Origin of the sequence: Paenibacillus montaniterrae (genome assembly GCF_018403185.1) — a bacterium.
Lineage (GTDB): Bacteria > Bacillota > Bacilli > Paenibacillales > Paenibacillaceae > Pristimantibacillus > Pristimantibacillus montaniterrae.
Genome location: NZ_BOSE01000008.1, coordinates 283,586 through 310,560, shown reverse-complemented (window position 1 = coordinate 310,560; position 26,975 = coordinate 283,586). Strand labels below are relative to the sequence as shown.

Annotated in this window: 26 protein-coding genes and 1 tRNA gene; 17 read left to right on the top strand and 10 right to left on the bottom strand. The window is 45.0% G+C overall.

What is annotated here, in order from left to right; genetic code table 11:
* Window positions 1-288: 288 nt before the first annotated feature.
* The 9 genes from KJS52_RS20330 to dnaA form a co-directional block, all read right to left on the bottom strand.
* Window positions 289-717 (bottom strand): DUF1284 domain-containing protein, encoded by a 429-nt coding sequence (locus KJS52_RS20330; RefSeq protein ID WP_246563799.1) that lies wholly within the window; start codon window positions 715-717, stop codon window positions 289-291.
* An 81-nt stretch (window positions 718-798) separates the two neighbouring features.
* Window positions 799-1,869 carry an HD-GYP domain-containing protein gene (locus tag KJS52_RS20325; RefSeq protein ID WP_213518869.1) on the bottom strand — a complete coding sequence of 357 codons (1,071 nt, stop codon included), beginning with the start codon at window positions 1,867-1,869 and terminating at the stop codon, window positions 799-801.
* A 79-nt stretch (window positions 1,870-1,948) separates the two neighbouring features.
* The gene (gene gyrA / locus KJS52_RS20320; RefSeq protein ID WP_213518868.1) at window positions 1,949-4,435 is read right to left on the bottom strand and encodes a DNA gyrase subunit A; all 2,487 of its coding nucleotides are present in this window, start codon (window positions 4,433-4,435) and stop codon (window positions 1,949-1,951) included.
* Between the two features lie 305 nt (window positions 4,436-4,740).
* Entirely contained in the window at window positions 4,741-6,651 is a 1,911-nt protein-coding gene (gene gyrB, locus KJS52_RS20315) for a DNA topoisomerase (ATP-hydrolyzing) subunit B (RefSeq protein ID WP_213518866.1), read from the bottom strand.
* 53 nt (window positions 6,652-6,704) lie between these two features.
* Complete coding sequence (remB, locus tag KJS52_RS20310; RefSeq protein ID WP_213518864.1) at window positions 6,705-6,953, bottom strand: extracellular matrix regulator RemB; 249 nt, start codon at window positions 6,951-6,953, stop codon at window positions 6,705-6,707.
* A gap of 9 nt (window positions 6,954-6,962) precedes the next feature.
* A complete protein-coding gene (recF, locus tag KJS52_RS20305; protein WP_213518862.1) occupies window positions 6,963-8,078 on the bottom strand; it encodes a DNA replication/repair protein RecF in 1,116 nt (371 codons plus the stop codon).
* Between the two features lie 27 nt (window positions 8,079-8,105).
* The gene (gene yaaA / locus KJS52_RS20300; RefSeq protein WP_213518861.1) at window positions 8,106-8,321 is read right to left on the bottom strand and encodes a S4 domain-containing protein YaaA; all 216 of its coding nucleotides are present in this window, start codon (window positions 8,319-8,321) and stop codon (window positions 8,106-8,108) included.
* An 11-nt stretch (window positions 8,322-8,332) separates the two neighbouring features.
* Window positions 8,333-9,475, bottom strand: coding sequence for a DNA polymerase III subunit beta (gene dnaN / locus KJS52_RS20295; protein ID WP_213518859.1), 1,143 nt, complete (start codon window positions 9,473-9,475; stop codon window positions 8,333-8,335).
* A 156-nt stretch (window positions 9,476-9,631) separates the two neighbouring features.
* A complete protein-coding gene (gene dnaA / locus KJS52_RS20290) occupies window positions 9,632-10,978 on the bottom strand; it encodes a chromosomal replication initiator protein DnaA (RefSeq protein ID WP_213518857.1) in 1,347 nt (448 codons plus the stop codon).
* A gap of 670 nt (window positions 10,979-11,648) precedes the next feature.
* Between dnaA and rpmH the strand changes: the two genes are divergently transcribed.
* The 12 genes from rpmH to KJS52_RS20230 all read left to right on the top strand — a co-directional run bounded on the left by rpmH (window position 11,649) and on the right by KJS52_RS20230 (window position 23,259).
* Complete coding sequence (gene rpmH, locus KJS52_RS20285; protein WP_213518855.1) at window positions 11,649-11,783, top strand: 50S ribosomal protein L34; 135 nt, start codon at window positions 11,649-11,651, stop codon at window positions 11,781-11,783.
* Window positions 11,784-11,851: 68 nt separating this feature from the next.
* A complete protein-coding gene (gene rnpA / locus KJS52_RS20280; protein ID WP_213518853.1) occupies window positions 11,852-12,238 on the top strand; it encodes a ribonuclease P protein component in 387 nt (128 codons plus the stop codon).
* Between the two features lie 130 nt (window positions 12,239-12,368).
* Window positions 12,369-13,154, top strand: coding sequence for a YidC/Oxa1 family membrane protein insertase (locus KJS52_RS20275; protein ID WP_213518851.1), 786 nt, complete (start codon window positions 12,369-12,371; stop codon window positions 13,152-13,154).
* On the top strand, window positions 13,151-13,771 hold the full coding sequence (gene jag / locus KJS52_RS20270) for an RNA-binding cell elongation regulator Jag/EloR (protein WP_213518850.1): 621 nt from the start codon (window positions 13,151-13,153) through the stop codon (window positions 13,769-13,771). The genes KJS52_RS20275 and jag overlap by 4 nt, the downstream gene beginning before the upstream one ends.
* Before the next feature lie 102 nt (window positions 13,772-13,873).
* Complete coding sequence (gene mnmE / locus KJS52_RS20265; protein ID WP_213518922.1) at window positions 13,874-15,253, top strand: tRNA uridine-5-carboxymethylaminomethyl(34) synthesis GTPase MnmE; 1,380 nt, start codon at window positions 13,874-13,876, stop codon at window positions 15,251-15,253.
* A gap of 13 nt (window positions 15,254-15,266) precedes the next feature.
* Window positions 15,267-17,156 (top strand): tRNA uridine-5-carboxymethylaminomethyl(34) synthesis enzyme MnmG, encoded by a 1,890-nt coding sequence (gene mnmG / locus KJS52_RS20260; RefSeq protein ID WP_213518848.1) that lies wholly within the window; start codon window positions 15,267-15,269, stop codon window positions 17,154-17,156.
* The gene (rsmG, locus tag KJS52_RS20255; RefSeq protein ID WP_213518846.1) at window positions 17,156-17,881 is read left to right on the top strand and encodes a 16S rRNA (guanine(527)-N(7))-methyltransferase RsmG; all 726 of its coding nucleotides are present in this window, start codon (window positions 17,156-17,158) and stop codon (window positions 17,879-17,881) included. Before mnmG ends, rsmG begins: the two co-directional genes overlap by 1 nt.
* 420 nt (window positions 17,882-18,301) lie before the next feature.
* The gene (gene noc / locus KJS52_RS20250; RefSeq protein ID WP_213518844.1) at window positions 18,302-19,126 is read left to right on the top strand and encodes a nucleoid occlusion protein; all 825 of its coding nucleotides are present in this window, start codon (window positions 18,302-18,304) and stop codon (window positions 19,124-19,126) included.
* A 346-nt stretch (window positions 19,127-19,472) separates the two neighbouring features.
* On the top strand, window positions 19,473-20,246 hold the full coding sequence (locus tag KJS52_RS20245) for a ParA family protein (protein ID WP_213518842.1): 774 nt from the start codon (window positions 19,473-19,475) through the stop codon (window positions 20,244-20,246).
* Window positions 20,227-21,066, top strand: a complete 840-nt coding sequence (locus tag KJS52_RS20240; RefSeq protein ID WP_213518835.1) for a ParB/RepB/Spo0J family partition protein — start codon at window positions 20,227-20,229, stop codon at window positions 21,064-21,066. Before KJS52_RS20245 ends, KJS52_RS20240 begins: the two co-directional genes overlap by 20 nt.
* Window positions 21,067-21,377: 311 nt before the next feature.
* Window positions 21,378-22,511: an aminotransferase class V-fold PLP-dependent enzyme gene (locus tag KJS52_RS20235; RefSeq protein ID WP_213518920.1), complete on the top strand. Its 1,134-nt coding sequence runs from the start codon at window positions 21,378-21,380 to the stop codon at window positions 22,509-22,511.
* A gap of 268 nt (window positions 22,512-22,779) precedes the next feature.
* Window positions 22,780-23,259, top strand: a complete 480-nt coding sequence (locus KJS52_RS20230) for a DUF4446 family protein (protein WP_213518834.1) — start codon at window positions 22,780-22,782, stop codon at window positions 23,257-23,259.
* A 6-nt stretch (window positions 23,260-23,265) separates the two neighbouring features.
* Here KJS52_RS20230 and yyaC read toward each other — a convergent pair whose 3' ends face one another.
* The gene (yyaC, locus tag KJS52_RS20225) at window positions 23,266-23,865 is read right to left on the bottom strand and encodes a spore protease YyaC (RefSeq protein ID WP_213518832.1); all 600 of its coding nucleotides are present in this window, start codon (window positions 23,863-23,865) and stop codon (window positions 23,266-23,268) included.
* Window positions 23,866-24,338: 473 nt separating this feature from the next.
* On the opposite strand from yyaC, the gene KJS52_RS20220 reads away from it, so the two are divergent.
* The 5 genes from KJS52_RS20220 (at window position 24,339) to KJS52_RS20200 (ending at window position 26,715) form a co-directional block, all read left to right on the top strand.
* Window positions 24,339-24,587 (top strand): putative Se/S carrier protein, encoded by a 249-nt coding sequence (locus tag KJS52_RS20220; RefSeq protein WP_213518830.1) that lies wholly within the window; start codon window positions 24,339-24,341, stop codon window positions 24,585-24,587.
* 25 nt (window positions 24,588-24,612) lie between these two features.
* Window positions 24,613-25,437, top strand: a complete 825-nt coding sequence (locus KJS52_RS20215) for a mechanosensitive ion channel family protein (RefSeq protein ID WP_213518828.1) — start codon at window positions 24,613-24,615, stop codon at window positions 25,435-25,437.
* A gap of 20 nt (window positions 25,438-25,457) precedes the next feature.
* Window positions 25,458-25,676: a DUF951 domain-containing protein gene (locus tag KJS52_RS20210; RefSeq protein WP_213518826.1), complete on the top strand. Its 219-nt coding sequence runs from the start codon at window positions 25,458-25,460 to the stop codon at window positions 25,674-25,676.
* 53 nt (window positions 25,677-25,729) lie between these two features.
* A tRNA-Ser gene (locus tag KJS52_RS20205) sits at window positions 25,730-25,820 on the top strand.
* Window positions 25,821-25,929: 109 nt separating this feature from the next.
* Window positions 25,930-26,715, top strand: a complete 786-nt coding sequence (locus tag KJS52_RS20200; protein ID WP_213518824.1) for a class I SAM-dependent methyltransferase — start codon at window positions 25,930-25,932, stop codon at window positions 26,713-26,715.
* The last annotated feature ends 260 nt before the right edge of the window (window positions 26,716-26,975 follow it).

Here is a 26,975-nt window from a genome sequence, read left to right as displayed (position 1 = left end):
GCTTTTATCAATGTTGACCGACGGGGCGGCAACATTGATGGCAGTTCTTACTCGTTGTTCAGTTTTCAAGGATCAATTTCTTTTCCCTCGTCACCAGCAATCTCTCGCGGCGACAAGAAATAATATAACATATTCGATAGGTAGATTGCAAGGCTTTTATAAAAAAATATGTCGATTTTTTTTAGCTGCTGCCCGTTGTGCTAATATTTATCTCCATAGTCACCAGTATACCAGTATAATAAGGTACATTTTGTATAAACGAAGCTCTAACGAGCCCAGATAGGCAGGCTATGCGTTCACGGGCAGCGGAGGCATCTCTTCACCTGCTTTGATCCGGGCGACACCAGCCTCGCATAAGCCATATGGCAGCCAGGGGCAAGTGGCACACAGTTTCCGAATGTCTTTTTTTCGCATCTCCACGCCAATTCTCGTCAGTATGTCTTGCCACGCGGCTTCATCTCCATGCTGAAGACCAAGACGTTGCAGCACTTCATCGTCACGCTCATGTACATTCGGCGCATCGCAGTGGCTTGTATCATTTTCGGGATAGCACACACATAGCGCATCAGGACCGCGTACGATACGAACCTTGGTGGCGGGCTCGGCGCGAAGCCGCTCATATACCTGCGCCATATTTTCGGCGAAAGCAGGAGAGTACCCCATGCCACGAAAGCCCAATAAGCATAGTAGATGATGTCCTCGCAACTGAACGCTCACACAAGCACCTCCCGATAATCAATGAATAAACCTCATCATTTAGCCGCGCTGCTCCGCTCTACCTAATGATGAGGTTCTTATTTAAGATTGGATAACTTCTATAATGTGCAAGCTGCGCTCAACGGTCAAATTGACAATTGTATTGTGAATGGAGATCCATGGCCGTGTTGGATGGTCCCGTTCAAAAAATACAATTTCACCAATTCTGCCGTCGCTCAGTTTAACCTTTGTTCCTGTATTAAAGTTGGCAACTTTCTCAATAAATATTCTGACATACATCGGTTCCAGCTTGCCGAACGCATCACTTTGGATTTGCTCGAGAACTAAATAAGGAGAGATCGGCTTGCGATACACCTTATTTAAGGTCATCGCATGATAAATGTCGGCAATCGCAACAATTTTGGAATAGGGGTGAAGGCTGTTTCCATCCAGATGGCTTGGATAGCCTGATCCATCAACTCGCTCATGATGCTGCAGTGCAGCCAGCTTGACTCCTTCATTTAAAGCCGTAATAGGACGCAGAATTTGGTAGCCGTAGTATGTATGTCTTTTCATTAGTTGAAGTTCTTCTTCCGACAATTTGTCCGGCTTATTTAAAATGACAGGATCTATTTTAAAATTGCCAACATCCATCAGCAAGCCGGCTAACGCGACCTGCATCCAGTCCTTCTGCGGCAAACCGACCCATTGTGCCAACAAATACGAGGTTAACGACGTAACGACGCTTTTATGAAACAAATAATCCTGATTGCTCTGAAATGAAGGGGCAAACGTAATAAGATTATATTCGCCAATATGATTAAAAATATTGCCAAGCTGCTTGCGAATATCCATTAGCGGCAGTGGCTGACTGGCAAGCACGAGATGGGATAGCTGTCTCAGCATCTCCACCATTTTCTCATATTCGCTGTTAAAGGTGACAACAGGTTGCTCTTGTTTGGCAATCGGCTTAGCGTGATCATCATCTTTTTTCGCTTTTTGCTCAGCAGTGCCTACGATCTCTACTTTTTGAACCATAAAGGCAGCCAGAATGTCTAAATCACGTTCTGTTATCACTTTATCCTTCAATAACAGCGTGTTTCCTAGTGGAGTGAGGACGTCATCAAGTAATTTTTCACCTGGCTTAAGCTGATCAACTTTGACAAAAACCATAAGTCCTCTTCCCTTCTAGTTTAGTATGCATGGCAAGGCAGTATCGAAGGCGCCCGCCAACGATACTGCCTGACAATAGTTATTCTTGTTCTTGGTCTGCAGACTCCGCTTCATCCAGGCTTTCTTCCGATGAAGCTTCCTCTTCATTTTTATCGACGCGTGTAACAGTCGATACAATATCATCATCACGCGTATTAATTAGCTTCACGCCCATTGTATCGCGTTTCATTGATTTAATGTCTTCCATGCTCATGCGGATCAATGTGCCTGATGCCGTCATAATCATCAAATCCTCTTGGGCATCAACAAGCTTAAGCGCTACAACCAATCCCCGCTCCTCGGTCTGATTAATGGTTTTAATGCCTATCCCACCGCGGTTTTGCGGTCGATATTCGCTTTCAGGCGTACGTTTTCCGTAGCCATTAGCCGTTACAACAAGCACCTCGCGATCCGGCACGACGACGTCCATATCTATAACTTTGTCCTCGTTGACAAGCTGGATGCCTTTTACCCCTGTTGCCGAGCGGCCCATTGAACGCACATCATGCTCAGAGAAACGAATCGACATACCGTAGCTGGTACCAAGCATAATTTCCTGATTGCCATCCGTTAGCTTAACGCCAACCAAATCATCATCCTCACGCAATGAAATGGCGATCAAGCCGACCTTGCGGATATTGACATATTCGCTAAGCGGCGTTTTCTTGACAACGCCTTGCTTGGTGGCAAAGAACAAAAATTGCTCGTCGTTGAATTCCTCAACCGGAATAACGGCATTGATGGTTTCGCCTTGTTCAATTTGAATCAGGTTAATAATCGGTGTACCGCGAGCAGTACGGCTTAGCTCAGGAATTTCATACGCTTTGAGCTTATACACCTTGCCTTTGTTCGTAAAGAACAGAAGGAAGTGGTGAGAGTTAGTCACGAACAGATGCTCAACAAAGTCGTTTTCCTTCGTATCCATACCAACTACGCCGCGTCCGCCCCGCTTCTGGCTGCGATAAGTCGTTACCGGGAGACGCTTAATGTAACCAGAATGCGTAATCGAAATTAATACGTCCTCGCGCGGTATCAAATCCTCATCAAGAATTTCCTCATCGCTTGCTGTAATCTCAGTGCGTCGTTCATCGCCGAAGCGCTGCTTAATCTCCTCCAGCTCTTCATGGATGATTTCCAGCACTAGCTGCTCATCTGCCAAAATCGCTTTATACTCAGCAATTTTACGCTGAAGCTCTTCGTATTCAGCTTCGATCTTGTCGCGTTCCAAGCCAGTCAGACGCTGCAAGCGCATATCGAGAATCGCTTGTGCTTGTTCATACGACAGCTTAAAGCGATTGATCAAGCCTTCGCGCGCTTCGTCCGCTGTTTGCGAGGAGCGAATGAGTGTAATTACTTCGTCTAAATGATCTAATGCTATGCGCAAGCCTTCCAAAATATGAGCGCGCGCCTCTGCTTTTTTCAATTCAAATTGCGTACGACGGCGAATAACTTCGATCTGATGCTGCAAATAATGATAAAGCATGTCATGCAGATTCAACGTTTTCGGTTCGCCATTAACAAGCGCCAGCATATTGATGCCAAAATTCGACTGCAGCTGCGTATGCTTGTACAAATTGTTAAGCACAACGCTAGGATTTACATCGCGGCGCAGCTCGATCACGATCCGCATTCCTGTACGGTCGGACTCATCGCGCAAATCTGTAATGCCCTCGAGCTTTTTCTCGCGCACAAGCTCGGCAATCTTTTCAATCAAGCGAGCTTTAATAACTTGATACGGCAATTCTGTTACGATAATGCGCGCCTTGCCGTTGTGCTCTTCGATTTCGGCACGCGCTCGCATCGTTACAGAGCCGCGCCCCGTCAAATAAGCCTGCTTAATGCCAGCTCTGCCCATAAGATAGCCTGCTGTCGGGAAGTCAGGCCCTTTAATATAATCCATCAATTCAAGTGAAGTTAATTCCGGATTGCGGATGAGCGCCTGCGCCCCTTCAACGACCTCGCATAAATTATGCGGCGGAATATTCGTTGCCATCCCTACTGCAATTCCCGTTACTCCGTTAACGAGCAGGTTAGGGAATCTGGAAGGAAGAACAACAGGTTCCTTTTCTTCACCATCGTAGTTATCTGTAAAGTCAATTGTTTCTTTATTGATGTCGCGCAACAATTCCATTGCGATCTTCGATAATCTTGCTTCTGTATAACGCATGGCCGCTGCCATGTCACCATCAACAGATCCAAAGTTACCATGTCCATCAACGAGCATATAGCGCATTGAAAAATCTTGCGCCATACGAACCATAGATTCATATACGGCAGAGTCACCATGAGGGTGATACTTACCGATAACTTCACCTACGATTCTTGCTGATTTCTTATAAGGTTTATCCGGCGACATGCCTAAGTCTGACATCGCATATAGAATACGGCGATGAACGGGCTTAAGCCCATCTCGAACATCTGGTAACGCGCGGCTTACGATTATACTCATCGCATAATCCATAAACGAATCGCGCATCTCCGTCCCTATATCACGATTCACAATTGACATTCTTTGTTCCTCGGCCATGCTTTACCTCCCTGACGTCATATTCCCTATAGCTTTATAATCTCCAATTATGCCCTTGGGCAAACCGAAGCTGACATAAGGATGACGCATACTTTCGACTATGATCACATAAATCAAGGCATTCGTGATTTCGAATACCAAGCTTTATTATACCATTCATTGGTTGAAGTGTCTTGCTGTAAAATTCCGATATCCGATAAAAAAGATGCTAATTTCGTATTTTCTACCATACGAAGTTAGCATCTTTATACAGTGAATGTTCATAAAAGCTGGAATTTTTGAACATCCTTTTACAGTCTATCATTTTAGAAATCAAGATTGGTTACATACTTGGCATACTTCTGAATAAAGTCTCTACGCGGCTCAACACTATCGCCCATTAGCGTATCAAAAATCGTATCGGCTTCCATCGCATCTTCAATCGTAACCTGCAGCATCGTGCGGCTATCAGGATCCATTGTTGTTTCCCAAAGCTGCGTAGCGTCCATTTCTCCCAAGCCTTTATAGCGCTGAATGTTGATTTTCGAGCCTTCGCCCATCTCTTCAATAATCGCATCTCGCTCTTTTTCAGTCAGCGCATAGCGCACAACCTTGTTGCGCTCGATTTTGAAAAGAGGCGGCTGAGCGATATAAACAAAGCCCGCTTCAATAATTTGGCGCATATAGCGATAGAAGAATGTAAGCAGCAGCGTACGAATATGCGCTCCGTCGACGTCGGCATCGGTCATAATAATAATTTTGTGATACCTTGCTTTTTCTATCTCAAAATCATCGCCGATTCCCGTGCCCAGCGCCGTAATAATGGCGCGAATTTCAGCGTTGCCAAGAATCCGGTCAAGACGAGCTTTCTCTACGTTCAAAATTTTACCGCGCAGCGGCAAAATCGCCTGGAAATGACGATCGCGGCCTTGCTTGGCAGAACCGCCGGCAGAGTCACCCTCAACGATATACAGCTCGCTTATCGATGCATCCTTGGACGAGCAGTCAGCCAGCTTGCCCGGTAGTGAGCCGACCTCGAGCACGCTCTTGCGGCGTGTCAGCTCACGTGCTTTTTTCGCAGCCTCGCGCGCTCTGGCAGCCTGCAAGCCTTTATCGATAATTTTTTTCGATACGCTTGGATTTTCATTGAGAAATTCCTGGAATTTCTCTGAAAACAGCGATTCTACTATACCGCGCACTTCGCTGTTGCCAAGCTTCGTTTTCGTCTGGCCTTCGAATTGCGGCTCTGGTATTTTAACGGAAATAATGGCGGTCAAGCCTTCCCGCACATCATCTCCCGTAAAGTTGGAATCATTCTCTTTCAGCATATTCATTTTTCGCGCATAGTCGTTAATAATGCGTGTTAAAGCAGACTTAAAGCCTGATTCATGCGTACCACCTTCATGCGTATGAATATTGTTGGCGAAAGAGTAAATATATTCGGAGTAACTTGAGTTGTATTGCAATGAAATTTCAACCTGAATATTGTCGCGAATCCCCTCTACATAGATCGGCTCCTCATGCAATACTTCACGATGGCGGCTTAAATATTTAACAAACTCGTTAATCCCGCCTTCATAGTGAAACTCCTCATATTGGTCGCTGCGCTCGTCCTTAAGCGTCAGCATAATGCCTTTATTCAAAAACGCCAGCTCGCGAATGCGAGTTTGCAGCGTTTCATAGTCAAACTCGGTAGTTTCGGTAAAAATTTCAGGATCCGGCTTAAAGGTAACCGTTGTACCGGTCTCTTCCGTTTCACCTACAACTTTAACGTCATATTGCGGCACACCGCGCGAATATTCTTGTTGATGAAGCTGACCGTGAAGTTTGACTTGAACTTTTACATGCTCCGACAGCGCGTTTACAACAGAAATCCCGACACCATGAAGACCGCCAGACACCTTATAGCCTTCACCACCGAATTTCCCGCCTGCGTGCAGCACCGTTAGTACGACTTCAAGCGTGGATTTTTGCAGCTTGGCATTCATCCCTACAGGAATACCGCGTCCATTGTCAACAACAGTTATACTATTGTCCTGGTGAATGATAACGTCAATTTTCGTGCAGAAGCCTGCCAACGCCTCATCGATACTGTTATCGACGACCTCCCATACAAGATGATGCAACCCCTTTCCGCTCGTTGAACCGATATACATACCTGGGCGTTTGCGGACCGCTTCGAGTCCCTCCAGTACCTGTATCTGGCTCTCATCATACGTGTGTTGTTCCAAAGACATGCACGTTCACTGCTCCTCTCAACTGCTTATCCATCTCAAATATAGTTCATCTGCTACAAAGCTGCAAAATGATGAGCTCTTTTCTTCAACGTAGACGATGAAATAGGTGAGTAAATGACTTTATTTGTTGTGACAACTATACTTTTTGCTTCTTCCTCGCCGATATCCTCAATTTGCTTGCGCTTTTGCGCGCCCGTCATAAATGACTTTGATAGCTTAGAAGAGCTTTCTATCGTGATGTCAAAAATCGCAACGATCTCCGATGTTCGTACTATTTTCTCGCCACCAACATGGATATACATATGTTCACCTCAATCCGGAGATAAGCTGACCTTACCTTCCTTGACATAGTAGATGCCTGCATGATCGAGCCGTTCCATATCAACACTTTCAAGCCCAGTCGTCGTAATGAAGGTTTGAACCTTGCTCTGGAAGGTTTCAATCAGTTGAGTTTGACGGTTGCGGTCAAGCTCAGACAGCACATCATCCAGTAATAGAATAGGATATTCGCCAATCTCCTCATGAATCAGCTCCAGCTCGGCAAGCTTAATAGACAGCGCAGTTGTGCGCTGCTGCCCCTGCGAGCCAAACACTTGCGCTTCCTTATCGTTAATATAAAACAAAATATCGTCACGATGAGGCCCGACAAGGCTTATCCCGCGGCGGAATTCCTGATCGCTTACCTGTGTTAACTTTACCATAAATTGATCAAATAACATAGCTTCATCTTGCAAAGCCTCGCATTCAAACGATGGACGGTAAGCAAGCCGCAGCTCTTCAGCTCCGTTCGTTATGCCGGCATGAATTTGCTTGGCATAAATTTGCAGCTTATCTATGAAGTGTTTCCTTTTCATCATTATTTTAACACCGAATTGGGCTAATTGCATATTCCATACTTCAAGCATCGCCTTATCTGTTGCCTGATATCCATGCTTCAGCACATTATTGCGCTGCTGCAGCACCTTATGATATTGCTGCAGCCAATGAAGATAGCCAGGCTGCACTTGGCCGATTTCCATATCAAGAAATCGGCGTCGTACCCCTGGCGTTCCTTTAACAATTTCAAGATCCTCGGGCGCAAACATTACGACATTCAAGCCACCTACATAGTCGCTAAGCTTGCGCTGCTCCAGACCGTTCAGCTTTGCTTTTTTACCTTTATGGCTGTACATCAGCTCGAGCGAGAGCCTGCCATACTTTTTATCGACGTTGCCGCTTATAAAAGCTTGGTCACTATGCCAGCCAATCAGTTCCTTGTCCTTGGAGGTACGGTGCGATTTGGTCAGGGCAAGCACCAGGATCGCTTCCAGCAAATTGGTTTTGCCCTGTGCATTGGCGCCAAGAAACACATTGACCATATGCGGCGTTTCAAGCTCCAGCGATTCGTAATTGCGATAATTTTTCAGCTTTATACTATTGAGTAGCACCTTTTGCCCTCCTGGACGACTGTCTCATTATGAAGCGACGATCGTAAAAGCTCCAAATCCTTCTACCTCAACTTTATCCCCAGGATAGAGCTTTCGACCGCGACGCTGGTCAGGCTCATTATTTATCAACACCTGATTTTCCTGCAAAAAGAATTTAGCTTGTCCACCTGTGGATACGCAATCGGACAGCTTCAGAAAAGCGCCGAGCGTAATATATGCTGTGGATATTTCAATCTGCTTCATGCTGACTCCTCCTAGCCCGTTGTCCGGTACGGCAAAATGACATAGACGCAATAATCATGGTCAAGCGGGCGAATAATAATCGGGCGCATCGCGCCAGTAAAGCAGGCGACAATTTTTTCGCTGTCGATGACCTTGAGCACGTCCAGCATATATTTGGAGTTGAAGGCGATGCGCAGCTGCTCACCTTTATAGTCGATCGCCTCGATTTGTTCGGTTACTCGGCCCAGCTCAGTTGAGCTTGAGGAAACCTCGATCAAGCCATTGTCAATGGTCGACAATCGAACGATATTAGTTTTTTCCTCACGCGACATCAAATAAGCGCGATCCATCGCATCCATCAAATTTTTCGTATCAAGCACAATTTCTGTTTCGAAAACGGACGGAATTATTTTTGACGTATCCGGATAGGTGCCATCAAGAATGCGCGTATAGAACAAAATATGATCGAGCTTGAATAGCACTTGATTATCCGTGACGACGATGTCGATTGGCGCATGCTGATCTGGAATAAGCTTGTACAGCTCATTTAAAGTTTTTGCTGCAATTACGATGTTGCTAAAACGAAATTGCTCGTCTGTGTCGACTTTGGTGACGCGGCTTGCCAATCTGTGACGGTCAGTTGCCGTAAATTTCAGCTCGCCTTGCTGCAAATTCCACAGCACCCCGGTCAAAATTGGTGTTTGCTCACTTGTTGAAGCGGCTAGCACCGTTTGGCGAATCATCGATTTGATTAGTTCTCCCGGAACCTGCAGCACTTGATCCTGCTCAATGCTTGGCAGCACAGGGAAATCCTCCGGATCTAGTCCGACCATCTGAATTTCGGTAGAACCTGATTGAATAAGTGTTTGGAAATGCTGGCTTACTTCAATAGAGACCTGATCCGAAGGCAGCTTTTTAACAATTTCAACGACAAATTTGGCAGGAAGCACGACACTGCCTGGCTTATCAATTTCAGCAATAATTTGTCCATTTTGTTCTACGGGGATAAAGCTTTGAATAGATATATCAGTATCACTAGCTGTTAGCGTAACATTTTGATGGGTTACATCAATCTTTATACCACCCAAAATTGGAATCGTTGGACGGGCAGAAATTGCTTTGGCTACGTTTTGAATCGCTTGATTGAGCTCATTTTTCGCTATCGTTAATTTCAACGGGATCTCCTCGCTTTTAATGAAGATGATGTTTAAAAAAATTAGTAGTAGTAGCAGTAGGGGCACTGAATATGTGGATAACCCCTGTTGTAGCGGATAAAACAAGCCTATCCACATGTGCATAGCGTGTGCATAGGCTTGTTTAGTTGTTCACATTTAATTTTTGATTTTTTCCGTAATATTGTTGATGATTTTGTACAGCTCCTGATCGGTTTGGATCAGCTGCGATATTTTTTCATGGGCATGAATAACGGTTGTATGGTCGCGGCCGCCAAAAGCTTCGCCGATTTTAGGCAATGAAAAATCAGTCAGCTCGCGTGACAAATACATCGCGATTTGCCTCGGAAAGGCTACGGCCTTTGTACGCTTGCGCGCCTTGAAGTCCTCAATCTTCAAGCCATAAAACTCGCCAACCTTCATCTGGATGTCATTAATCGTAATCATGCGCGGTCGCGATGAAGGAATGATGTCCTTAAGCGCTTCTGCGGCCAAATGTGACGTAATGTCCGCGTTAATTAATGATGAATAGGCGACAACTCGAATCAATGCGCCTTCCAGCTCTCGAATGTTGGTATCGATTTGATTCGCGATATAGTTCATGGCCTCGTTTGGAATATCAAGATTTTCGGCTTTTGCTTTTTTGCGCAAAATCGCGATCCTTGTTTCCAAATCCGGTGGCTGAATATCGGTAATCAATCCCCATTCAAAGCGGGATCTAAGCCGCTCCTCCAAGGTTGGGATTTCCTTTGGCGGGCGATCGCTGGAAATAATGATTTGCTTGCGCTCTTCGTGCAGGGCATTGAAGGTATGGAAAAATTCCTCCTGGGTCTGCTCTTTGCCGGCGATAAATTGAATATCGTCGATCAGCAGCACATCGATGTTGCGGTATTTGGTGCGGAAGCTTTCCCCTTGACTGTCGCGAATCGCATTGATGAATTCATTGGTAAACTTTTCAGATGAAATGTACAGCACGCGCATATTGGGATTATGCTCGATAATATAGTGCCCGATTGCATGCATCAGATGCGTTTTTCCTAACCCTACACCACCGTACAAAAACAAAGGATTGTATGCTTTGGCAGGCGCTTCTGCGACAGCAAGCGAGGCGGCGTGAGCAAAGCGATTGTTCGTGCCAATGACAAACGTATCAAACGTATATTTGGGATTGAGCATATTGGAAGGAGCTTCTTCTGCAATCACTGGACTGGCAGGCTGTTTGGATGGAAAAACCACAGACTGTTCAGCTGATTTCGCTTCACCAATGGAATACTTAATGTTAATATTGCGACCTAAATAATCATAAAGCGTCGATTTAATGAGATTCGTATATTTATTTTCTAGCCATTCGGCAGCAAATGTTGTCGGCGCTATGATTTCCAATAAAGAATCGTCAATAAATTTTGCTTTGGTCGCTTTGAACCAGGTGTCATAGCTTGGCTTGCTAAGCTTGGTTTGAATAATGGACAATACTTGCTGCCATAAGTCTTGAGTATGGCTATCCACAGACTGTCACTCCTTATCATAAAAATGCATTTGCAATGATTGCGTGTCGTTATGTCGAAATATAATCGTTTATTGAAGAAGTTGTCCACATTACACAGATATGCTCAAATAAAGTTATTCATATATGCAAGATGTTGTACACAATATTATCCACAGGGTGTTAATAACATGGATGCAATTTCAAATAATCCACAACGAAAACATTTCTATCATAGCAAAAGATCCCTTGTATTTCAATGAAATTGATGATTTTATCCACAATTTCAATAGGTTGTGCATATAAGTTATCTACAACACAAGATATTGTTTATATTGTGTGCAAATTTCGACAGCACTCGCTAAGCTGTGAATAAAAATATCCACATTTCATTCCCACTGTGCTGCAGGCTGGCTCTTGCCGGTTATCCACAACAGCTAATATGGCAATAAAGAGAAGGAAAATGTACAGCTTTTACCTGCTGCGCTAGATTGACTTTTTGCCCTCAGCATGGTTTAATGAAAAAAGCGTGTTTTTTTGATTTGTCTATTGAGCGCTCGCATCCTGACTTATATAGAAGTAAAGCAATTCGCTTCGCTTATCGCAGCCCTGATCCGCTGGAGGATGGGGATAAGCAATTGAAGAGCATGGATTTTGGCGTTTGGATAAGAATCATATAGGAGGTGCAGCATAATGGGTCCTACATTTAAGCCGAATGTAAGCAAACGTGCTAAAGTACACGGTTTCCGTAAACGTATGAGCAGTAAAAATGGACGTAAGGTTTTGGCAGCTCGTCGCCGTAAAGGAAGAAAAGTGCTTAGCGCATAGTTGAAAAGACCACACTCGGTGGTCTTTTTTTATTAGAGTGATTTTGAAATGGAATGGGGACTGAATCGGTGCGCAGAAAGCTACGTCTACGAAATCGAGAGGATTATAGTCGTGTATATCGAGGGGGAAGATCGTTTGCAAACGGTCAATTCGTTGTCTATTGGTCGAAGCAGCCCAGTGCACAGCCATTCCGTGTCGGCATTTCTGCCAGCAAAAAAATTGGCAACGCTGTCGTTCGCAATCGTATGCGCCGTTTGGTGAAGGAAATCGTCCGCCACATGGAGGGACAAATTGTACCGTACGTTGACTTCATATTAATAGTAAGAAAGCCTGCGGTCACGATGAGCTATGCTGAATTGGAGCGTTCCATTAAGCATGTGCTGCGCAAGGCGGGCTTGCTTAAGGATAGCAAGGTTAAGAGTCCTAGATCAGCTACAATGAAAAGCAGAAGCTAGGGCTTTTTGTGTTGGACACAAACTTGCCGCATGAGCGCATCTCAATGCGGTTAGCTGATGTTTATTTGTGGAATAATTTATGGTATAGTCTATTTTGAGATAAGTGTACTAGTCTCAGAGAGGAGATTGCATGTTGTTTCGTAACAATCGAAAATGGATACTAGTGGTTGGTCTGCTGTTATCGATCAGCTTGCTGTCTGGTTGTATGCCAGAGGTGGATCATACCAAAACAACCGAAAACTTATTGGAAGGTAATTTCTGGGAGCGTAATGTTGTGTATTATTTCGCTCTAACATTGGATACGTTTGCAAATTGGTTCGGTGGCATTTATGTCCTTGCCATTTTATTGCTTACGATTGTCGTTCGTACGTTGATATTGCCTTTGACGTTGAAGCAATATCGCAGCTCCAAGGCAATGCAGGCGCTGCAGCCTCAGCTTACCGAGCTTAGAAATAAGTACAAGGATAATCCGCAAAAATTGCAGGAAGAAATGATGAAGATTTATCAGGTGCACAATATTAACCCATTGGCGGGCTGTTTGCCAATGATTGTGCAGATGCCGATTTTCATTGCGCTGTATAATGCGATTTATTGGAACGAAAATTTGCGTTCCAGCGAGTTGTTTGGCTGGACTTTAAATGAGACAAGCCCATGGTATTTCTTGCCGTTATTGGCTGCTATCACAACGTTTGTTCAAACGAAAATGATGCAGGTTACTCAGCAGCAGCAAATGCCGATGATGTCAATTTTGCTAACGATTTTCCCTGTTATGATTTTTGTAATGTCACTGTCATTCCCAATGGCACTTCCATTGTATTGGGTATTCAGTAACATTTACACCATTGTTCAAAATTACTTCCTATATGTACTACCAGCCCGTAAAGGGAAAGATAAGAAGGAGGTTCTTGCGAAATGACGAAAATTGTTGCATCAGGTAAGACAATCGAGGATGCGGTTCGAAATGGTTTAGCGCAATTGCAAGTGACAGAAGATCGCGTAAAGGTTGTCGTAGTGGAACAGCCTGCAAAAGGTTTTTTAGGCTTGATCGGTTCGAAGGATGCCAAGGTTGAATTGGAATTGATTCCTGATCCGAAAGAGGAAGCAGAGCGATTTATTATTGACGTCGCTAAAGCGATGGGGCTGGATGTTCAATTGGCATGGTCGGAAACGAAAGATGGTTTTCAGCTTTCGATTTCATGCAGTGGAGATCTGGGCATGCTTATTGGACGACGTGGTCAAACGCTTGATGCGCTGCAATATTTAGTTACAATTGTAGCTAACCGTTATTCGGACAGTCATATCCGTATTGTTTTAGATGCTGAAAATTTTCGAGAACGTCGACGCAAGACCTTGGAGGAGCTATCAGAGCGCTTGGCTGGTCGCGTAATTCGCACAAGGAAAGAAATTGTGCTGGAGCCGATGATGCCGCATGAGCGCAAAGTGATTCATTCTCAATTGCAAAGTCATCCGAAGGTGCGAACCTTTAGTCAAGGGGACGAGCCGAATCGTCGTGTTGTCATTGCTTTGAAGTAGAGAATGAGCTGTAAATGCCATACATGTAGATAGAATAGCGGTACAGCAATGACTAGTTGAGGTCATTGCTGTTTTCCGTTTTGAGAGGTGAATATAATTATGATAGAGCATGATACGATCGCGGCTATTGCAACTGCGGTCGGAGAGGGCGGCATCGCGATTATTCGCGTCAGTGGTCCTCAAGCGATCCAGGCAGTCGATCGCATTTTCCAAACGAAGCAGTCGCTGTGTGATGCAGCTTCACATACGATACACTACGGTCATATTGTCAATCCTGACACGAATGAGCGAGAGGAAGAGGTACTCGTCTCGCTTATGCGGGGACCGCGTTCCTTTACCGCCGAGGATGTTGTAGAAATTAATGCGCATGGCGGCGTTATTGCAGTAGCACGCGTCATGGATATATTGCTGCAGCAGGAGGATGTGCGGATAGCCGAGCCCGGAGAATTTACGAAGCGGGCATTTTTGAATGGACGTATCGATTTGATGCAGGCAGAGGCGGTAATTGACCTTATTCGTTCTAAATCGGATCGCGCATTTGCCGTTGCCCGCAAGCAGGCCGAAGGTGTATTATCGAATAAAATTAAAGCACTGCGGCAAAATGTGATCGAGCTGCTGGCGCATATAGAAGTCAATATTGATTATCCAGAGCATGATGTCGAAGAAATGACCAGTCAATATATCCGCGAGCAGTGTGAGAAAACCATCGTGGAAATTGATCATTTGCTGAAAACAGCAAGTGAAGGCAAAATATTGCGTGAAGGGATTTTAACAGCAATTGTCGGCAGGCCCAATGTCGGCAAATCGTCGTTAATGAATACGCTGACCCAGGAAAATCGTGCGATCGTGACTGATATTCCAGGGACGACGCGTGACGTAATTGAACAGTATGTAACGCTGAATGGTATTCCGCTGCGCTTGCTTGATACAGCCGGCATACGCGAAACAAGCGACGTTGTTGAACGGATCGGTGTAGAGCGCTCGCGTGATGCGATTACGGAAGCGGATTTGATCCTGTTCGTGCTTAACAACAATGAGCCGCTGCAGGAGGAGGATCGCGAGCTGCTGAAGTCTTTGCAGGGCCGATCTGTCATCGTCATTGTTAATAAGATGGATTTGCCAACGAAGCTTGAGCTGGATGAAGTTATCCCCTTCCTTAATGGCGGATCTATTGTTAAAATGTCTATGTTGCAGCAAGAAGGTCTTGATCAGCTGGAAGCGGCAATTAGCGATATGTTTTTCGAGGGCAAGCTGGAGGCTAATGATTTGACCTATGTTAGCAATGTGCGTCATATATCGTTGTTAAAGCGTGCGAAACAGTCGATGCATGATGCCATCGAGGCTACGTATGCGGGCATTCCGATAGATGTGATTCAAATTGATGCTCGACTGGCGTGGGAAGCGCTGGGCGAAATTTTAGGAGACGAAGCGGGAGACTCCTTGATCGATCAAATTTTCTCGCAATTCTGCTTAGGTAAGTAAGGAGGTAAGAATAATGGGATATACAGCAAAGCAATATGATGTGATCGTTGTTGGCGCTGGTCATGCAGGCTGTGAAGCGGCGCTTGCAGCCGCTCGCATGGGCTGTGATACGCTGCTGTTGACGATTAATCTTGATATGGTCGCGTTTATGCCGTGCAATCCGTCGATTGGCGGACCAGCCAAAGGTCATGTCGTGCGTGAAATCGATGCGCTTGGCGGAGAAATGGGGCGAAACATCGACAAAACCTTTATTCAAATGCGTATGCTGAATACGGGCAAAGGTCCTGCGGTGCATGCGTTGCGCGCGCAAGCTGACAAATTTATGTATCAGCACGAAATGAAAAAAACAATCGAATCTACGCCTAATTTAACGTTGCGTCAAGGAATGGTCGATGAGCTAATTATGGAGGATGGACGCTGTGTAGGAGTGGTTTCTCAAACGGGTGCTCGCTACCATGCTAAAGCGGTCGTTGTTACAACGGGCACCTATTTGCGCGGTAAAATTATTATGGGCGAGCTGATGTATGAAAGCGGGCCAAACAATCAGCAGCCTTCGATCAAGCTTGCGGCTTGCTTGAAGGAGAATGGCCTGGAGCTGATTCGCTTTAAAACAGGCACGCCGCCGCGGGTAAATGGAGAAACGATTGATTTCTCCAAAACGGAAATTCAGCCAGGAGATGAAAATCCAAAGTTTTTCTCCTACGAAACAAAGGAATCGAACGTGGAGCAAATCCCATGCTGGTTAACTTACACGTCCGAGTCTACCCATAAAATTATTAATGACAATTTGCATCGCGCACCGATGTTCTCAGGAGCAATTGAGGGAACTGGTCCACGCTATTGCCCATCGATCGAGGACAAAATTGTTCGCTTTGCCGACAAGCCAAAGCACCAAATTTTCCTGGAGCCAGAAGGTCGCAATACGCTAGAGTACTATGTGCAAGGCTTTTCTACCAGTATGCCGGAGGATGTTCAGCTGGACATGATTCGTTCGGTGCCTGGATTGGAAAATGCGCAAATGATGCGGAACGGCTATGCAATTGAGTATGATGCCGTCGTGCCAACTCAGCTATGGCCGACGCTGGAAACGAAAAAAATCGAAGGCTTGTTCACAGCAGGACAAATTAATGGAACATCCGGCTATGAGGAAGCTGCTGGACAAGGGATCATTGCCGGTATTAATGCAGCACGCAAAGTACAAGGCAAGGAGCCTGTCATTATTGGTCGCGCGGATGGTTATATTGGCGTAATGATCGATGATTTGGTAACAAAAGGCACCAATGACCCGTACCGCCTGCTGACCTCTCGTGCCGAGTATCGTTTGCTGTTGCGCCATGACAATGCGGATCTTCGTTTAACGCCGCTAGGCTATGAAATCGGGCTTATTACTGAGGAGCGCTATCAAGCGTTTCTTCGCAAAAAAGAGCTGGTCGAGCTGGAAATTCAGCGTTTGCAGGAAACAAAAATCAAGCCTTCTGATGTAAAAGCTCTGCTTGATGAAGCGGGCTCTGCTGAGCTGACCCAAGGCGGCAGCGTTATTCTATTGCTGCGTCGTCCAGAGGTAACCTATGAAATGCTGGAGAAGCACTTCCCATCGCCTTATGAGCTGACAGAGGAGATGAAGGAGCAGGTAGAAATCCAGATCAAATATGCAGGCTATATTGAAAAGCAGCTGCAGCAGGTAGAGCGCTTGAACAAAATGGAGCGCAAGCGTATTCCTGAAGATATTGATTATCAAGACATTAAAGGATTAGCCAATGAAGCAAGACAGAAGCTGGAGCTTATTCGTCCGCTTTCGATTGGGCAGGCGAGCCGCATTGGCGGCGTTACGCCGGCAGACATTTCCGTTTTGCTTATTTACTTGGAGCATTACAACCGAGTAACGGCTGCGAAAGGATCATGATGGACCAGACAATTCAATGGTTTACAGAGCAGCTGGCTGTTCATCAAATTGCCTTGAATGAGCAACAGCTGGCGCAGCTTGAGCGCTATTATGAGCTGCTGGTGGAGTGGAATGAAAAGATGAACTTAACCGGTATTACTGAGCGTGATGCGGTATATGAGAAGCATTTTTTTGATTCCATTTCACTAGCGTTCTTTGTCGACATGAAGGAAAAGCGCAATTTGGCGGATATTGGCTCGGGGGCTGGCTTCCCCAGCCTTCCGTTGAAAATTGTTTTTCCGCATCTGCAGGTGCTAATTGTCGATTCCTTGAACAAACGAATTGGTTTTCTAAAGCATGTGGTGGAGGAGCTAGGGCTGGAGCAGGTTGAAGCTGTGCACGGCCGTGCCGAGGATGTAGCGCGCATGGCACAATATCGTGATACATACGAGTTGGTTACTGCTCGTGCAGTTGCACGATTAGCGGTTTTGAACGAATTTTGTTTGCCGTTTGTCAAGCCTGGAGGACTATTCGCCGGGATGAAGGGCGCCAGCCTTGCTGAGGAGCTGCAGGAGGCCGATTACAGCTTGAAGGAGCTTAAAGGAAGGGTAAGCAAGCAGTATGAGCTGCGATTGCCTAATGAGCAGTCTGAACGTCATATCGTCTGTATAGAAAAACTGGCTGCTACTCCTAAAAAGTATCCGCGCAAGGCTGGAACGCCATTGAAGCAGCCGCTTGTTAAATAAATGTTTCACGTGGAACATGAATAGTCTATGCTTTATAGTTGTTTACAAGGTATAATAGCAACTAACACCAGTTAGTTGCTTTTTTGTTTGCTGCGACAATAAAATATATCTATATATAGCTACGCACTCTTTTTTCGTAAAGTTCTTGTTTGAGGTTTTCTTATAGTGAGTGTTCAAAAAGCTTGACTGAACCTCATATTCGACGCCGACAAAGCAACTAGTGAATACATTGTGATCAAAGTTGGGCTTTTTGAACATCCTCTTATATGATTTTGCTGAAAGAGCAGGATATTCGTGAAACTAAGTCGAATTATACTATGATCGTTGTTTATCGGAGTTAGTATTGTGGCAAGACCTGGTTATTTCATTTGAACATTGGTAATTTAAATTCATCACAACATTTAGGTGGTTATAGTCAATATGAAGGATCATATTTCAAAGTTGTTCGGATTCGCTGAGCAGAAAACAAATCATGAGGAAGTTAAGCAAATTCCGCTTAGTGAAATTGTAACAAGCCCGTTTCAACCTAGAACCATATTCGATGATGATCGTATTGAGGAGTTGTGTCAAACAATTCGAACACATGGCGTTATTCAGCCAATAGTCGTTCGAATGCGCAACAACAAATATGAAATTATTGCTGGAGAACGAAGATGGAGGGCTGTTACCAAGCTTGGACACGAAACGATTCCTGCAATTGTACGTGAATTTAATGATGCACAGACAGCTTCAATTGCCTTGATCGAAAACTTGCAGCGTGAAAATTTAACAGCAGTGGAGGAAGCGGTAGCTTATCAGCGTCTTATCGAGCTGCACCAGCTAACACAAGAAAGTCTGGCGCAACGATTAGGCAAAAGCCAATCTACCATTGCTAATAAATTAAGATTGTTGGCGCTGCCAGAGCCAGTAAAGCAGGCACTTATGGAGCGCAGCATTACGGAGCGTCATGCTCGTGCTTTGCTGTCCCTGGATAAGGAAGAGCAGCAGGTCAAGGTGCTTGAGGACATATTAAAGAACGAATGGAATGTGAAACAGACAGAAGCGCGCATTGCCTTTTTGAAAGAAGCGACGAAGCCTAAAAAAGCAAAAAGAATTTCTTTCACAAAGGATGTTCGACTTGCCCTTAATACGATTCGTCAATCGATTGAAATGGTATCTGGCTCTGGCTTGGCAATTCAAACAAAGGAAGAGGATCATGATGATCATTACGAGATCGTGATTCAAATTCCTAAAAACAAAAAATAAGCGTAACGTTTATTGAAGTAGTTCGAGGCAAGCACGGGAATTATCGTGTCAGTGCCTGCAAAAATGAGCAGCTATGAACATATATGCATCATGAAATTTTTGTGTGGTGAGCAATGCGTCGAGCGAAATGCTTAGAGACAAGCAAGCTGCCATCCTGCTGGGAAACTCGCTACATAAGCGGAGCTATAAGAAGCTCTTTTGGCCCAATAGACAAGATATGCGGGTTTTTATTTGGTACATTTGTCCAAACTATTGCGGCTAGCAAAACAAGAGCGGCTAATATGCGTCTCATTATATAGAGCAACGATGCCATTTCTTCAATAGTTGTAAACATGAGGTGAGAAAGATGTCTAAAGTAATTGCGATTGCGAATCAAAAGGGCGGTGTAGGGAAAACGACGACTTCTGTCAATCTGTCTGCCTGTTTGGCATCGTTAGGAAAAAAAGTGCTGCTGATTGATATTGACCCGCAGGGCAATACGACAAGCGGCCTTGGCATAAATAAGGGAGATGTTTCAAATTGTATTTATGATGTGCTTATTAACGAAGTGCATCCGAAGGATACAATATTAGAAACAGCGATTCCTGGGCTGCATATTATACCGGCCACGATTCAGCTTGCAGGTGCAGAAATTGAGCTAGTACCTACGATATCTCGTGAGCAGCGTCTTAAAAAGGCGATCTCACTGGTGAGGGATCAATACGACTATGTCATGATCGATTGTCCACCGTCCCTAGGCATATTGACCATTAACTCGCTTACTGCTGCTGACTCCGTGTTAATTCCGATCCAGTGCGAATATTACGCGTTGGAAGGACTTAGTCAATTGCTGAATACGGTTCGCTTGGTGCAAAAGCATCTGAATACCTCATTGCAAATAGAAGGTGTACTGCTTACGATGCTGGATGCAAGAACGAATCTTGGATTGCAAGTCATCGAGGAAGTGAAGAAATACTTTCAGCAGAAGGTGTACCAAACGATTATTCCTCGAAACGTGCGGCTAAGTGAAGCTCCTTCACACGGTCAAGCTATTATCTCGTATGATCCCAAGTCTAAAGGGGCAGAAGTGTATCTTGAACTAGCTAAGGAAGTGATTTCTTTTGAAAAGGTCTCTAGGTAAAGGGCTTGATGCGCTGTTTCCAGTTGAAACCAAAGAGGAAGAGGTTATCCGCATTCCCCTTTCTGATATACGTCCGAATCCATATCAGCCCAGAAAAACGTTTGACGATGATACGATTCGCGAGCTGGCAGAATCAATTAAGCAACAGGGAGTTATTCAGCCGATCATAGTGCGCAAAGTGCTGCGCGGCTTTGAAATCGTAGCAGGCGAACGTCGGTTCCGCGCTTCACAGCTATGCGGCAATGATGTCATTCCTGCTGTCGTGCGAGAGCTGTCTGATGCACAAGTTATGGAGATGGCATTGATTGAAAACCTGCAGCGCGAGGATCTGAATGCGATCGAAACGGCGCAGGCCTATGAAGCACTCATCAACAAGTTTAAATTGACACAGGAAGAGTTGTCATTAAAGGTAGGAAAGTCTCGTTCTCATATAGCCAATTTTGTGCGCTTACTAAGCCTGCCTGAAACGATAAAGGATAATGTTTCACGTGGAACATTGTCGATGGGGCATGCACGTGCCATTGTTGGAGTTAAAGAAGAAAAGCTTCAGCTTGAGCTGGCGCAGCAATGTATAGATGGCCAGTGGAGTGTACGCGAGCTTGAGGATGAAATTACTAATCTATCAACGCGTAAAACGGTGCAAAAGAAGAAGGAAACGACTAAGAAGCGAGATCCATTTATTGAAAGTGTTGAGACTACGTTGCGGGAGAAGTTTCAGACGGGAGTTAAAATTAAACAGGCCAAGCATAAAGGGAAAATTGAGCTGGAATATTACAATAAACAGGATTTGGAGCGCATATTAGAATTACTTCAACGTTAACTAAAAAATCCATTTAAGAGGAAGTTCAAAAAGTTCAACTTTGATGACGATGTTATTCGTTGTAGCGTAGTCGACATCGAATATGTCACGCTACCGAAAGTTGCGGTGCTCACGTAGCTAATGGCCTACGCTGCGCTCCTCGCTTTCTAGTATCGTGTCATCTTCTTGGTCCTGAAAGCTGAGCTTTTTGAACACTGACTTTAATAATGGCACATCTAAGTTGTAATCTTTTTACGAAAGGATTAAACTTAGATGTGCCATTGTTTTGTTTAGGGGGGATATAATTGTCTGAGAGAGAAACGTATATTTATATGGATCACGCCGCAACATCGTGGCCCAAGCCAAATGAAGTCATTGAAGCGGTAACGGAAGCGATGAAGCATGACAGCGCCAATCCTGGCCGCGGTAGCCATGCAATGGCAGTACGAGCAAGTCGAATATTATTCAACGGAAGAAAGCAGCTCGCCAAGCTGCTGAATATAAAAAATCCTAATGATATTGCCTTTACTTACAATACGACGATGGCTTTAAATATGGCGATCAAGGGCTTTGTCAAGCAAGGGGATCATGTCATTGCCAGCTCAGTCGAGCATAATTCCGTGAGAAGGCCATTACATGCGCTTGAGCAAACAGGAGTACAAGTGACTTACATTGATGCTGATGAGCGCGGCAGATTCAAGCTTGATCAATTGCAGCGCAGCATGCAGCACAATACATCGCTTGTGATCGTTAACCATAGCTCTAACTTGCTCGGTACAATTATGCCAATTGCTGAAATTAGCACGATTGTGCATGAGCATGGCGCCAAGCTGCTGGTCGATGGCGCGCAAAGTGTAGGGATTATTCCAATAGATGTTGAGCAGCTGGGGATCGACATGCTGGCATTTCCAGGGCATAAAGGGCTGCTAGGTCCACAGGGGACAGGCGGGCTTTACATAGCTCCGCATATTGAGCTTGAGCCGTTGCTGCAAGGTGGAACAGGCAGTCAATCCGAAGCGCCACATCAACCGCTGGTCCGTCCTGATCGCTATGAAGCAGGCACGCAAAACACAGCGGGCATAGCAGGGCTTGCAGCGGGCGTACAATACGTTGCGCGAGTTGGGGTAGAGAATATCTATCAGCATGAATGGGAGCTCTCTCAGAGGCTTCTAGGCGGTCTCAGTGAGATTGAGGGCGTAGTATGTCTAGGTCCAGCGTTAGGCGAGCCGAGAACAGGCATTGTTTCATTTTACGTACCTCATATTGATCCTTCCGAGATGGCCTTTATACTTGATCAGCATTATCATATTGCAGTCCGCTCAGGCTTTCACTGCACGCCGACTGCTCATAATGCGGCAGGCACCAGCGAGCGCGGCGCAGTACGGGCCAGTGTAGGGTACAGCTCAACTGTAGAGGAAGTAGATCGTTTTATCGCAGCAGTAAAGGAAATTATCGAACAATACTAGGGCGTGTTAAAAGCTCGGCTTTCAGGACCAAGAAGATGACCCGATACTAGAAAGGCGAGGAGCGCAGCGTAGGAAAAAACTACGTGAGCACCTCCAATGTTTCCGCAGGAAACATGCCTCGGAAGCATAACCTTTCGGTAGCGTGTCATCTTCGCCGTCGACTAAGCTGCGGAGCAAAATCATCGTCATCAAAGTCCAATTTTTAAACCACCTCTAAAGAAAGTAAAAGAATATTAGGCTATATTTAAGCTTAAAGGAGAGAAACGCGTTGCACGTAATCAATGAGAATATTGAAATTATTGTTATTGCGCTTTCTGCAATTATCATTATTCAAGCTGCAGCTGTCATGTCGTTGAGTCGTAGATTAAAAAAACTTGGACGCTCGTATCATGCCATGATGGAGGGCACGGGAGTAGAAAATTTGGAGCAAGTCATTATCGGAATTAAGCAAGAGCAAAAGTCGCATCAAGATTCGATAGACAGCTCAGCGGCGAAAATTGATGCGCTGGAACAACGCGTGCCATTGCAAAAAAGCAAAGTCGCGCTGCATCGCTATAATGCGTTTGCAGATGCAGGCAGCGATTTAAGCTTCTCGCTTGCAATATTGAATGATCATAAGGACGGTGTCGTATTAACAAGCATTCACAGCAGAGAAGGCATGTATCTGTATGGCAAACCGGTTCAAAAGGGTCAGTCCAATTATACGCTCACGCCAGAAGAGCGCAAAGTTATTGAGGAAGCAAATTAAGTTTGGCTATAAATTAATTCGCGACAGAGAGGTTGTGGGCTCGTCAAGCTGAGCTCTGCGAATATGACGGGAAATAGCATGATAAAGGCATTGCGCAATTACTTCGGACATGGACATAACGAGATGAAGTCGAGTATTTTGCAGCACAAAATATTCCATAAACCCGCCGACATTAACGATTCCAGTTATATGCATATGTCCGACAGGCGGAAGCTCCTTGTTAACGCCTGCGCCAGGGCGAACTGGACCACATCCGGCTTGAATGCAGCCAACACTAGTAGCTTGCCCTAAGCAGGCATCAATCCCGATAATGAACGGCTCGGCAAATTGCTCTTCTATTAGAGCTAAAGTATCAGACAGATTTAACGCATGCACAGGCTCAGCAATGGTCCCGTATACATGCATAAAGCGAGAGCGATACTTTTCCAAGGAAGAGCCAACAAGCGGGCCAAGCGAATCTCCTGTAGAGCGATCCGTGCCAATGCAAATGACGATGATCGGCTGATGCGGCATAGCAGTTTGCAGCAAGTTAGTCAGCTCCTGTTGCAAAATGGTGCGAATCATCGGAGAATTATAGGGAACCTTAATCGATTGATTATTATCCATCGTTTCTTGTAAGTTTCCTTTCTTGAAACAAAATATAATACTATCTGTTCAAAAGCATCGCTTTCAGGACCAAGAAGATGGCACGATACTAGAAGGCGAGGAGCGCAGCGTAGGCAAAAGCTACGTGAGCACCGGAGCCTTCGGAAGCGTGACATATTCGCCGTCGACAAAGCTACAACGCAAGGCATCGTCATCAAAGTCGAGTTTTTGAACGACCATCTCCAATAAAGGTTCAAAAACTTGGCTTTCAGGACCAAGAATATGGGACGATACTAGAAGGCGAGGAGCGCAGCGTAGGCAAAAGCTACGTGAGCACCGGAGCCTTCGGTAGCGTGACATATTCGCCGTCGACTAAGCCTGCAACGCAAGACATCGTCATCAAAGTCGAGTTTTTGAACGACCTCTACTACTAGTATGTAGCGAAATAGTGCAGATTATACTTAATACGCCGATAAGAGAGGGGCTGCAGCTTCATGAGCGAGCAGATGTTAATTGCTTTCGATTCTACGCAGCAGGCGCTGCGAGCAGAGATGTTATTAGAATATGCAGAAATCGAGATTGATATATGCCCAACACCAAAGGAAATTACAGCAGGCTGTGCGCTATCGATTCATTTTCCTGCAGAGGAGGTGGAGAAGGTGCAGGAAATCATTCGCTCAGAGCAGGTTGAAATTCGCGGCATTTTTGAAAAGCTGGAGCAGGGCTATAAGCAGCTAGTATAATTGGCTCAGGAAGGGTTTTTCGGCGATGTGGAAAGAGTGGATAAACAACGTAACGAGCAATATCGTAATCGATGAATTTTGGAGTCAGTTTAGCATTTCTGTTTTGCGAATTTTGCTGCTGATCGTCATTGGCAGGCTGCTTGCATGGATTCTTCATAAATCAATCAATAAAATCGTATTAGAGCAGCTTAATGTGCGACATGCCAGCCAAAAGCGGAGAATTACGACGATTGGCAAGCTGCTCAACAATATGGTCTCATATACGATCTACTTTATTATTGGTCTGCTGGTGCTTTCGGAGCTCGGCATCTCGCTTGGGCCGCTCATTGCAGGCGCAGGTATTGCCGGCATAGCGATCGGCTTTGGGGCACAAAGCCTTGTGAAAGACGTCATTACCGGCTTTTTCATTGTGCTGGAGGATCAATTTGCGGTTGGCGATATGATTTCTACTGGCAAATTCAAAGGCAAGGTAGAAGTAATTGGTCTGCGTACAACGAGAATTGTTAATGAAAAGGGAGAGGTTCACATCGTGCCCAACAGTCTCATTACGGAGGTTACGAATTTCTCCTTGCATGCAGCTACCGTTTCGCTGGATATTGCGATTGCTTATCAAAGCAATTTGCGCTATATTATGCAAATCGTCAAGCAATGTGCAGAGACGCTTGAGCATGAAAAAATAATCGGTCAGCCTACAGTGCTGGGCATCCAGCAATTCGATAAGGACGAAATTGTGATGCGGATCGAGGTTCAGTGTGAAGCAACCTATGAGGATACAGTAAAACGGTATATGAATGAACGCTTTAAACTAACGCTGGAAGAGCATTCCTTGCAAATGAATGAGCAATCATAACGTTCAGGAGGTATAGCATAATGGAGCGTAAGCAATTTGAGCTTGGGGATATCGTTCAGATGAAAAAAGTTCATCCTTGTGGATCCAATGAAATGATCGTTATTCGCATGGGGATGGATATACGTATGAAATGCGCAGGCTGTGGACATAGCATTCTGCTGCCTCGTGCAAAATTCGAAAAAAATATGAAAAAGGTAATCGGCAAATCGGAGCTGACAGATGGTTGGAAAGAGGATTGAATTTACAGTTGAATCTCGATTAGCTTTTATGTTATATTAATGTTTGTGCAAACGGAGAAGTACCCAAGAGGTCCAAGGGGGCTGACTCGAAATCAGCTAGGCGTCGTCAGGCGTGCGTGGGTTCGAATCCCACCTTCTCCGCCATTCGTCATATTTGATTGCAAAAGGCTTCTTTGACTTACAAAGAAGTTTTTTTGCATTTAACGGGCAAATTAATACTTGAAGTGTCAATTTGGCAGAGGAGGGAATGGGCATGGATAAACGTCTTACCTTTAATGAGGATGTCATCAACTACGATCGCTGGCGGCCGCATTACAATGCTGAGCTGTTTACGGATATTGCCGCTTATGCGGGGCTGGAACGGGGTATGAAGGCCGTTGAGATAGGCTGTGGTACTGGACAAGCTACAAAGCCGATACTGGACAGAGGCTGTCAGGTGACGGCTGTGGAGTTCGGCGAGCAGCTAGCCGCTTTTACGCGCGAGAAGTTCAAGCAATATCGCCATCTGCAAGTGCTGCATTGTGAATTTGAGCAGTTTGCAGAAGAGGAGGCTGCGGTTGATCTCATCTATTCCGCTACAGCCTTTCATTGGATTAAAGCGGAGATCGGTTATCCTAAAGTATTCCGTATGCTGAAGCCCGGAGCCGCACTGGCGCTATTTTGGAACAGACCATTTGTAAACCGGAGTGATGATCCGCTGCATCAAGAAATTCAAGACATCTATAAGCGCTATAGCGCTGCTGGCAGCTGGAACTATACAGCTCCAATGATCGAGCAAGACAGTAAGCTCTATCAAGCAAGAAAAGAAATCATTTTATCTTATGGATTTAATCAGCTTGAGCATAAGCTTTACAAGCAAGTTAGAACATTTGATGCGCCAGGCTATATCGCCTTACTGCATACTTATTCCGATCATCGAGCATTGCCGCCTGAGATCAGACAAGCCTTTATGCAAGAGATTCAGCAGGCTATTGTTGACTTCGGTAATGTTCTGCACGTATATGACACGATTGATTTATATTTAGCCAGGAAGCCTTGAAACAAGCTTTAAGCCAGGAGTGTTTTGTGCACGCCTGGCTTATTTTTTGTCAAAGCAACGTTACTATTTTAGCTAAAGCACTAAACATAACTCCGATATGTCACTGCATAATGTTCAATAGACTTGAGGATAACTACAAGAAAAAAATATCCACATGTGGACAATTTATTTATTCTAATCTTTTATGCTAGTAACCTCATTCATCTTCATTTCACTGTTCCCATTCTTCGTATCTCTGTAAATACTTCTATATCCCTATA